Origin of the sequence: Anaerovibrio sp. (assembly GCF_051866355.1) — a bacterium.
GTDB lineage: Bacteria > Bacillota > Negativicutes > Selenomonadales > Selenomonadaceae > Anaerovibrio.
Map to the genome: position 1 here is coordinate 1 of NZ_JBJDWZ010000145.1, position 9,886 is coordinate 9,886.

A 9,886-nucleotide genomic window follows, 5' to 3' on the forward strand; every position below is an offset into this window, starting at 1 on the left:
AAGGCATCGTTACTTATGTTGCGGTGTTTTTTATAAAAACTGGTACGTACATCATGACCAACCGTGTCATAAAACAACTGGTACGTACATCATAACCAATTCTAGGGGAGGGGTAACATGAATCCGTGGAATTTATCCGATGATGAGCTGAAGGAGAAGGGAGGTCTTTGTACAGCGGAGGAAATCTGCCAACAGCCCGACGCCTGGGAGGAAACTCTGGCAATGGTGCAGCAGCAGGCGGAGCGCATAGAGGCGTTTGTCAGGCCTCTGCTGGCAAAAGAAAATCTGCGCATTATCTTTGCCGGGGCAGGCACCTCGGCCTATGCAGGGGACATAATTGCGCCGCACCTGCGGGAGAGGACGGGCAGGGATGTCCTTTCCTTTGCGACGACCGATATTGTGTCAGCGCCGCATCAGTTCCTGCAGGCAGACCGCCCGACGGTGCTGGTGTCCTTTGCGCGCAGTGGTGACAGCCCGGAGAGCATAGGGGCCTTTGACCTGGCGGAGCAGATTGTCAGGGAGGTCTACCAGATTGTCATTACCTGCAATCCTGCGGGGGCGCTGGCCGAAAGGGCCGCCAGAATGCAGGGGCATACCATGACCCTGTTCATGCCGCCGCAGACCAATGACAGGGGCTTTGCCATGACCAGCAGCTTCACCTGCATGCTGTTGACAGGGCTTCTGATTTTTGACATGGAAAATCTGGCGGACAATGCCGCGCTGGTGAAAAAGCTGGCCGCCTGCGGCAGAAGGGTACTGTCCGCAGGGCACGGTCTGCCGGAGCTGGCGGCGGCAGGCTTTGAGCGGATTGCCTTTCTGGGGTCGGGTGCCCTCTACGGGCTGGCCAGGGAAACCTGCCTGAAGGTGCTGGAGCTGACCGGCGGCAGGATTGCGGCCGTAGCAGAAACCGTCATGGGCTTCCGCCACGGGCCGAAATCCATTGTGGACGACAGGACGCTGGTTGTCCTGTGGCTGTCCTCTGACAGCTATACCCGCCGGTACGACATGGATTTTCTCAGGGAACTGGCGCAGGAGGAGGGCGATTTCAGGGTGCTGGCCCTGTCGGCGGCTCCCGATGAGGAGGCGGCCGCTCTGGCGGATTATATGCTGGCGCTGGATGAGGAGGCAGGCCGCCAGTGGGGGAATGACGGCTATCTGGCCCTGGGGTATGTGCTTTTTGACCACATCCTTGCGCTGGCCGCCTCCATGCACAGGGGAATCGCTCCGGATACGCCGTGTCCGAGCGGCAGTGTCAACAGGGTAGTGAAGGGGGTTACCCTTCACCCGCTGACAGGCCGGCAGGATGGAATAGGGCCGGAATAAGGTCGAAATAAGGTCGGGATATATAAATCAGGAGGGGATTATTATGCCGGATATTTTACTTACACGCGTCGACAACCGTCTGATTCATGGGCAGGTAGGCATGACCTGGGCCACCCATCTGGGCGCAAACCTGATTGTGGTAGCCAATGACGAGGTGGCAGGGGATGAGGTTCAGCAGAACCTCATGGATATGGCCGTGGCAAGCATGGCCGAAACCAGGTATTTTACCATTCAGAAAACCATTGACGTAATTAACCTTGCCGGGGACTGGCAACACATCTTCCTTGTGGTCAAGACGCCGCAGGATGCACTGCGGCTGGCGGAAAACGGCGTGCCCATCAGGGTGCTGAACATTGGCAACATGCATTTCAGCGAGGGGAAAAAGCAGGTTACCAGCACCATTTCCGTGGACGAGGACGACAAGAAGGCCATACGGCGCCTGATGGATATGGGCGTCAGGATTGAACTGCGCAAGGTGCCGTCCGATTCGGTCATTCCTGTTGAGAAGATTTTCGAGTAAGCTGTCTTGGGCAGACGGGTATAGCGGCAGGAAAATACGCGAATCGGAAAAGCACAGGCAGGAACAGGCATAACAACAGGAGCAAGGAACAGAAAAAAGAAACAGGAAAAGAAACAGGAAACAGGAAAAGAGGGAGTTTTATTATGGAAGTAACCTTGACACAGACCCTGCTGGTCACCCTGTGGGCATTTATCATAGGCATTGACCAGTTTAACGGACTGCTTCACATCCACCGCCCGCTGGTGACGGGGCTGGTGGCAGGCTGGATTCTGGGGGATATTCAGACGGGACTGATTACCGGCGCCACGCTGGAGCTGGTAGCAATGGGCATGGTGCCGCTGGCCGGGGCACAGCCGCCAAACATGGTTATCGGCGGCGTTATAGGCGTGTCCTTCGCCATTATATCCCATCTGCCGCCGGAGGCCGCCGTGGCTATCGCCATTCCTTTTGCCATTGCGGCTCAGGGATGCGTAACCTTGATTTTTACGGCCTTTTCGCCTTTGATGCACAAGGCTGACCACTGGTGCGCCCGGTGCAACACCGGCGCCATCGCCATGCTGAACTATGCGGGCATGGCCACCCACGGGGCGTTTTTCGCGCTGGTGACGTTTTTGCCGATTTATTTCGGGGCATCCTCTGCCCAGGCGATTGTGGAGTCCGTACCGGCGTGGATTCTGGGCGGGCTTGGTGCCGCGGGCGGCATGATGCCGGCCATCGGCTTTGCCATGCTGCTGAAAATCATGCTGAAAAAGGAGTACGTTGCCTTTATGCTGGCAGGGTTCATCCTCGTGACGTATTTTGGCATTTCCATTCTGGGGCTGGCAGTGCTGGGAGCATGCGTTGCCATGTATGATTTTTATGCCAACGGCTCCGACAGGGGCGGCAGGAACATGAAGCAGGAGGTGCGGCAAAATGGCGGAATCTGATGTAAATGTAGCGGCAAGTGCCGAGTATGAGGACAAGGCTGTGCGGGCTGTAGTCACTCCGGGGGATCTGGTGACGATGGTATGGCGTTCCCTGTTCCTGCAGGCGTCCTTCAACTATGAGCGCATGCAGGCCTGCGGCTGGCTGTACGGCATCCTGCCGGTGCTGAAAAAGATACATACCAACAAGCGTGATTTGTCCAGCTCCATGCTGATGCACATGGAATTTTTTAACACCCATCCATTTCTGGTGAATTTCATCATGGGACTGGTGGTGGCCATGGAAGAGAGCAAGAAGGACCAGAACACCATACGCGCCATCAAGGTGGCAACCATGGGGCCGCTGGGCGGCATCGGCGATGCCCTGTGCTGGCTGACCCTCCTGCCGATTACGGCGGGGCTGGGGGCCTCCATGGCCATGGGAGCCGACCCGAACCCGGCGGGGCCGATTGTGTTCCTCGTCCTGTTCAACATCATTCATTTCAGCCTGCGCTTCGGCCTGATGCGCTACGGCTACCACACCGGTGTCAGGGCGATTGCCACCATGAAGGAAAAGACGAAGCAGATTTCCCACGGGGCCTCCATCATCGGCCTGACCGTCGTAGGCGGCCTGATTGCCTCCATGATAAAGCTGAAGCTGGCCTGGGTTATCGTGGTGGGGCAGGCAAGTATTGCCCTGCAGGAAAAGGTCTTTGACGCTATCATGCCGAACATGTTGCCGCTGGCCTATACGCTGTTCATGTACTATCTGCTGAAAAAGAATTATTCGCCGGTAAAGCTGATTCTGTTCACGATTGTCATCGGTGTGGCAGGCAAGGGCATAGGCATTTTCTAAGGTGCTGAGATGCTAATTTCTAAGGTGCTGAGGTGCTGAGGCGCCGGGGCGCTATGGCGGCAGGGACGGCGGGGGCTGTTCATGCCGCCTTTTGCTTCGGGACAGGGGCTTTGGCATTTTTTGTGCATATATTGCAAGGGGGATTTTTATGACGGGTGTGATTATTACCGGGCACGGCAGATTTGCAGAGGGCATCCTGTCGGCAGTACAGCTGATTGCGGGACAGCAGGAAAAGCTGGCCGCAGTAAATTTTACGGAGGGCATGACAGGGGAAGGCCTGCAGGCGGAATTGCGGCAGGCGGCAGAGGCCTTTGGCGGTGATGAGCTGGTATTCTGTGCGGATATTGCAGGGGGGACACCTTTCAATCAGGCGGTTCTTCTCGCCAATGAGCTTGAGGGCGGGTCGGGCCGCCGATGCCTGGTGTTCAGCGGTACCAATCTGCCCTTTGTGCTACAGGCGCTGTTTGACAGGGAGGACGCCCTGCCGGAGCTGGAAAAGCGCTGGCTGGAAGGGCCGGTACAGGTGACGGCCTATCATAGCCGGAAAAAGGTGCAGAATGTGCAGGCAGGAGGAATCTGAGGGCCGCCGCAGGCGGATAATCCGTACAGCAAGGAGAGATACAGCAAGGAGAGGGGCGATTTTGTATGCTGGTTACAGCTAAGGAGCTCATGGCGGAGGCCATGAAGGGAAGGTATGCCATAGGCGCCTTCAATGTGGAGAATATGGAAATGGTCATGGCGGTGCTGGCCGCGGCAGAGGCGCAGGCTTCACCGGTGATTATGCAGACAACCCCTGCTACGATACGATACGCAGGGGTGGATTACTACTACGCCAACGTGGCGGCGGCCGCCGCCAGAAGCAGGATTCCCGTGGTCATGCACCTGGATCACGGGGACAGCTTTGCGTGCGCCATGTCCGCCTATCGGGCGGGCTACACCTCCATCATGATTGATGGCTCAAAACTGCCGCTGGAGGAAAATATTGCGCTGACGAGGCGTGTTGCGGAAGCCTGCCATCCGGGCGGCGTGTCCGTGGAGGGCGAGCTTGGCAGGGTCGGCGGCAAGGAAGACGATCTGGAAGGCGGGGAGGACAATCCCTACACAGACCCGGCGGAAGCAAAGCAGTTTGTGGAGGAAACGGGCGTGGACTGCCTGGCTGTGGGCGTCGGCACGGCGCATGGCGTCTACAAGGGAATTCCCCGTGTCAACACGGAGCTGATTGCCGTCATCCGAGATTTGGTGCATATTCCGCTGGTACTGCACGGAACCTCCGGCGTGCCTGATGAGCAGGTGAGAACCGCTGTCAGGAACGGCATCTGCAAGGTGAACTACGCCACGGATCTGCGGATTGCCTTTACCAGAGGGGTCAGGGATTTTCTGGCGGAGAATCCGGAGGCCTTTGACCCGAAGCTGTACTGCCGCCGGGGAATGGCCGAGGTACAGAGCTACGTGGAGCAGAAAATAGCCGTCTGCGGTTCCGCAGGCAAGGCCTAGCGCAAAAAAAATCCCCTGTCAGGCGGGTGTCCGAGGACAGCTCCCGCAGCAGGGGATTTTTTGTGATGCTTATTTATTTTACCGGCGGCAGTACCTCCAGCCAGTAGCCGTCAGGGTCCTTGATGAAGTAGATGCCCATCTTCGGGTTTTCGTAGCAGATACAGCCCATAGCTTCGTGCTTGGCATGAGCGGCCTCATAATCATCGGTGCGGAAGGCGAGATGGAACTCGCAGTCACCCAGATTGTACGGGCGATCCATGTCGCGGAGCCAGGTCAGCTCCAGCTCAAAATCAGAATATTCGTTGGCCATGTACACGATGATGTAGGAGCCGTCGGCGGCCTCCTTGCGGCGAGTTTCCTTCAATCCCAGGGCTTCCTCATAAAAGGCCATGGATTTGGCCAGGTCTGCCACGTTGTAGTTTTCGTGAATCATTTTGAACTGCATATTTTCTCCCCCTTTTCATAAACATATTGTACAGCTTCTGCCATTATTTTATCAAAAAAGGCACGATATGACAATTTTTGTGATATAATGGCTTTTACGTAGTTAAGGTAAGATGAATTTGTCTAGTATGTAAGTAGGTAATAAAAATGGGAGCTTATAATTTTCACGAGATTGGCATAGAGGACAAGGCATGGATAAAGGCGCGGCTGGCGGAGGACGACTGCAACAGCTGTGAGCGTTCCTTCAGCACGATTTTCCTGTATCGGAGGCTGTATCATGTGCAGGTGGCGGAGCTTGCCGGCTGTTGTGTGATTCGCTGTATTTACAAGACCATGAAGGAAAATGTGCCGTACTGGACATACTATTTTCCTATCGGCGCCGGTGACAAGCGGGCCGCGCTGGAAATCATGCTGGAAATGTGCCGCAGGGAGGGGATACCCCTGCATCTGGAGCCGATTCTCGCCCATGAGCGGGAGCTTTTGCTGGAATGGTTTCCGGGCAGGTTTCTGATTGAGTCCAACCGTGATTGTTATGACTACCTGTACAGCCGGGAAAAGCTGGCGTCCCTGAAGGGCAAGAAAATGCAGAAAAAACGCAACCATATTGCCCGCTTCAAGGACGATGAGAACTGGAGCTATGAGCCTATCTCCAGGGAAAATCTGGCGGAAACGCGGTTTATGGCGCGGAACTGGATCTGCTCCCGGGCGGAAAAGTGGAATGAGGACATGGAAAATGAGTTTTCCGTGCTGGAGGATGCCTTTGTCAACTATGAAGCCATCGGGCTGAAAGGCGGCGTTCTCAGGCGGCATGATGATATTGTGGCCTTTACCATGGGGGAACCGCTGAACTCCAATACCTTTCTGGTGCATTTTGAAAAGGCCTTTCCGGAGGTGCAGGGAGCCTACCCTATGATAAACCAGCAGTTTGTCCGGCATGCCACGGAGGGCTTTGAGTACATCAACCGTGAGGATGACATGGGGGATTTGGGGTTGCGCAAGGCCAAGCTGTCCTACTATCCGGAAATCCTGCTGAAAAAATACGTGGCCGAAACCGCCGATGTGGTCATGGCAGACCCTGTCCGCGACCGGGAGGCCATACATGCCATGTGGGAGCAGTGCTTTGGCGATAGCCCTGAGTTTGTTGATTTTTACATGTCAAAGCGCATGAGCGAGCTGAACATGCTGGTAATCTACCGTGACGGCAGGGCGGTGTCCATGGCCAGCTTCCTGCCGGCGGATATTCAGACGGCCATCGGCAACATCGAGGGCTATTATGTATACGCGGTGGCTACCCTGCCGGAATATCAGGGACAGGGGCTTTCCAGCCGGATTCTGCAGTTTGCCCGGAACCACTGGCAGAAGCCGCTGATTTTGTCACCGGCGGAGCCGGGCCTGCGGATTTTCTATGCCAAGCGGGGCTTTCAGCCGGTGTACGACAAGAAATTCTATGTCCTGCAGCCATGCAGGGAGCAGGAAGCGGCAGATGTGGAATTGACGCCTGCCACTGCCAGGGAATACAAGGCAATTCGCGATGCCAAATGGCAGGGGCCTGGCTATGTGGCGTGGCTGGAGGAGGATATTGCCTACGCCATGGAGCATGCCGCCTTTCAGCAGGGAGAAACCCTGCTGGTAAAATGCTGTCATGAGGGAGAGGGGGAGCCGCCACAGCACATCCTCATGTATACCGTTGACGGGGACATCATGCGGATTGTGGAGTCCACCCTGAATTTGTGCCGGCTGCCGAAGCTGCTGCCCCTGCTGGCCGACAGGGTGGCCGGGCGCCATCCGAAAAATCCTCCGGTGCGCGGCTTTGAGTACAGGTTGCCGGACGGCATGGTGTGGTTGCCGGAGAGGCTCAAGACCACCAGGCTGAAGCGCCGGGGGTATTTCAACCTGGTGCTGGATTAGCCTGCATATCAGGCGGATACCGGCCTGACATCGGCCGGAGTTTCGGCAGGTGCCAGCCTGCTGACGGTGCCTGAATAACCTGCAAAACAGCTTGAGGAAAAGGCGGTTCTGTGGTATCATAAAATTTGCGTTAGGGCGTGCAGAGAGTTAAAGCACGTAGAAATTCATAAGGATACAGGAGGAAATTATGAAAGAGTATAAGCCATTCAAATCAGGTAAGGTTCGCGAGGTATACGATGCAGGCGACAGCATCATCATGGTAGCTACTGACCGTATTTCCGCATTTGACCACATTCTCAAGAACAAGATAACCCGGAAGGGCGAGGTTCTTACCCAGATGTCCAAGTTCTGGTTTGATTTGACTGCTGATATTGTGCCAAATCACATGATTTCCGTTGACAATAAGGATATGCCTGAGTTTTTCCAGCAGCCGCAGTTTCAGGGCAACAGCATGATGTGCAAGAAGCTGAGGATGCTGCCTATGGAGTGCATCGTCCGCGGCTACATCACCGGCAGCGGCTGGGAGAGCTATCAGGAGGATGGTACCGTCTGCGGCATCAGGCTGCCGGAGGGGCTGAAAGAGTCCCAGCAGCTGCCTGAGCCTATCTTTACCCCTAGCACCAAGGCGGAGCTGGGGGACCATGATATCAACGTCAGCTTCGAGGAAGGCGTAAAGTACGTGGAGAAGGAGTTCCCGGGCAAGGGCCTGGAGTACATGACCATGATGCGGGATGCCACCATCGCCATCTACAAGAAGTGCGCTGACTATGCCCGTGAGCATGGCATCATCATCGCTGATACCAAGTTCGAGTTCGGCATTGATGAGAACGGCACATTCATGATTGGTGATGAGATGCTGACCCCGGACAGCTCCCGCTTCTGGCCGCTGGAGGGCTATGAGGCAGGCAAGTCCCAGCCGTCCTATGACAAGCAGTTTGTCCGTGACTGGCTGAAGGCCAACCCTGACAGTGATTACCTGCTGCCTGACGAGATTATTGACAAGACCATTGCCAAGTACAAGGAAGCATATACCCTCCTGTCCGGCAAGGAGCTGTAAATAGTAAACTTAACTGTTTATATTGGTTGACTTAGAAACCTCCCAGGGGTATACTGATATGGAAATATCGGTATCATCGGGAGGTTTTTTGTTATGAATATGAATAAAAATACGGTTTTTTCGCCCCGCTCCATGGGCAGGATGGCCATGTGCGTGGCGCTCATCAGCGTGGGAGGATATATCGCTTTTCCGACGCCCTTCTCTCCGGTAATGGTGACGGCCACCACTCTGGCGCTGGGGGTTACGGCGCTGGTTCTGCCGCCAAAGCAGACGGCAGTGGCTATTCTTGCCTGGATTCTGCTGGGGGCGGCAGGAGTGCCTGTCTTTTCCGGCGGGCAGGGAGGCATCGGCAAGCTGCTGGGGCCAAGCGGCGGCTTTTTTCCGGGATTTTTTGTCGGCTATACCTGTGTCAGCCGGCTCAAGGGCAGGAGCTATGACTGGAAGCGGTATCTTCTGGTGCTGCTGGCGGCGGCATTTCCGGCCACGTATATTTTTGGCATTGCCTACATGATGCTGACCCTGCACATAGAGCTGTGGCAGGCTATGACCATGGCGATGTTCTCCTTTATTCCGGGGGATGTTATCAAGGCGGTGGCGGCCGCTTTTCTGGGCGTGCGGCTGAACAAGGCATTGCGGGAGCTGTAGAAACTGCAGGAAATGCAATAAATGTAGAAACTATAGGAAATGTAGCAAATGTAGCAAATGTGGTAAATGTAGTATCAGGTATGCCGCAGGAGTTGGATGTTGTGATTTTCATTTATAAAATAATGCTGTTGCGCTATTTTTGTAGTGCAACAGTATTTTTTTGTCATGTCGGTGCTTGTGCTGTACATATTTGTGTGTTTTTTGTTTGATTTGTGTGTTTTGTGAATTCTGCCCGCCTACAAACCAATAACTTGTTGTCAATAGCAATAACAGTGCACTTGCAATTATTTTTCATACTAACGGGAAAAATCCCTGCAATCCTGCGCCTGGTGTGTGGTTGACCCTCTTTTTGCGTCCGAAGGGAGAATAAGTCCGCCGCGAAAAAAAATCCTGCCCTCTGTCTTGTTCGGGGGGGCAGATGTAGTATAATAGTGGACAAATGTGGATATTTCAGGTGTGTGCCTGAATTGGCGGAAGCAGGGGGGAAAAGGCTATGGAAATGAATACAGGAAATAGAGGTAATTTTGACCATAAAGGAAAAAAAGCCAATCGCAACAGAAAGCTGGCCCTGCTGGCAGGTATGGCGCTGAGCTTTGGCGTGGCTTATGGCATGATGCCTGGTGAGGTGGCTTTGGCATATAAACATTTGCTTGATGTTACTGGGGGTACGTACAAAGTTGTGTTTTTTTGGACTGATACTACTGAAGAATTCACTGAAACATATAATACCTTTAGCG

Annotated in this window: 11 protein-coding genes; 10 read left to right on the plus strand and 1 reads right to left on the minus strand. The window is 54.7% G+C overall.

Annotation, left to right across the window (positions count from 1 at the left end):
• Nucleotides 1-117 precede the first annotated feature (117 nt).
• From ACI3UA_RS07740 to ACI3UA_RS07765, 6 genes are all read left to right on the plus strand, one after another.
• Nucleotides 118-1,323, plus strand: a complete 1,206-nt coding sequence (locus ACI3UA_RS07740; protein ID WP_439724238.1) for an SIS domain-containing protein — start codon at nt 118-120, stop codon at nt 1,321-1,323.
• Between the two features lie 43 nt (nt 1,324-1,366).
• Nucleotides 1,367-1,843 carry a PTS galactosamine transporter subunit IIB gene (gene agaB, locus ACI3UA_RS07745; RefSeq protein ID WP_439724239.1) on the plus strand — a complete coding sequence of 159 codons (477 nt, stop codon included), beginning with the start codon at nt 1,367-1,369 and terminating at the stop codon, nt 1,841-1,843.
• A 143-nt stretch (nt 1,844-1,986) separates the two neighbouring features.
• Nucleotides 1,987-2,769 carry a PTS N-acetylgalactosamine transporter subunit IIC gene (gene agaW / locus ACI3UA_RS07750; RefSeq protein ID WP_439724240.1) on the plus strand — a complete coding sequence of 261 codons (783 nt, stop codon included), beginning with the start codon at nt 1,987-1,989 and terminating at the stop codon, nt 2,767-2,769.
• Nucleotides 2,756-3,601: a PTS system mannose/fructose/sorbose family transporter subunit IID gene (locus ACI3UA_RS07755; protein ID WP_439724241.1), complete on the plus strand. Its 846-nt coding sequence runs from the start codon at nt 2,756-2,758 to the stop codon at nt 3,599-3,601. The genes agaW and ACI3UA_RS07755 overlap by 14 nt, the downstream gene beginning before the upstream one ends.
• A gap of 148 nt (nt 3,602-3,749) precedes the next feature.
• Nucleotides 3,750-4,181: a PTS sugar transporter subunit IIA gene (locus tag ACI3UA_RS07760; protein WP_439724242.1), complete on the plus strand. Its 432-nt coding sequence runs from the start codon at nt 3,750-3,752 to the stop codon at nt 4,179-4,181.
• A 65-nt stretch (nt 4,182-4,246) separates the two neighbouring features.
• Nucleotides 4,247-5,095 carry a class II fructose-bisphosphate aldolase gene (locus ACI3UA_RS07765; RefSeq protein ID WP_439724243.1) on the plus strand — a complete coding sequence of 283 codons (849 nt, stop codon included), beginning with the start codon at nt 4,247-4,249 and terminating at the stop codon, nt 5,093-5,095.
• A 73-nt stretch (nt 5,096-5,168) separates the two neighbouring features.
• On the opposite strand, the gene ACI3UA_RS07770 is transcribed toward ACI3UA_RS07765, so the two are convergent.
• Nucleotides 5,169-5,540, minus strand: coding sequence for a VOC family protein (locus tag ACI3UA_RS07770; RefSeq protein ID WP_439724244.1), 372 nt, complete (start codon nt 5,538-5,540; stop codon nt 5,169-5,171).
• A 146-nt stretch (nt 5,541-5,686) separates the two neighbouring features.
• Between ACI3UA_RS07770 and ACI3UA_RS07775 the strand changes: the two genes are divergently transcribed.
• From ACI3UA_RS07775 to ACI3UA_RS07790, 4 genes are all read left to right on the plus strand, one after another.
• On the plus strand, nt 5,687-7,447 hold the full coding sequence (locus tag ACI3UA_RS07775; RefSeq protein ID WP_439724245.1) for a GNAT family N-acetyltransferase: 1,761 nt from the start codon (nt 5,687-5,689) through the stop codon (nt 7,445-7,447).
• A gap of 187 nt (nt 7,448-7,634) precedes the next feature.
• Nucleotides 7,635-8,504: a phosphoribosylaminoimidazolesuccinocarboxamide synthase gene (locus ACI3UA_RS07780; RefSeq protein WP_439724246.1), complete on the plus strand. Its 870-nt coding sequence runs from the start codon at nt 7,635-7,637 to the stop codon at nt 8,502-8,504.
• 93 nt (nt 8,505-8,597) lie between these two features.
• The gene (locus tag ACI3UA_RS07785) at nt 8,598-9,149 is read left to right on the plus strand and encodes a biotin transporter BioY (protein ID WP_439724247.1); all 552 of its coding nucleotides are present in this window, start codon (nt 8,598-8,600) and stop codon (nt 9,147-9,149) included.
• Nucleotides 9,150-9,642: 493 nt separating this feature from the next.
• A partial coding sequence (locus ACI3UA_RS07790) for a hypothetical protein (protein ID WP_439724248.1) occupies nt 9,643-9,886 on the plus strand: 244 nt, incomplete at its 3' end.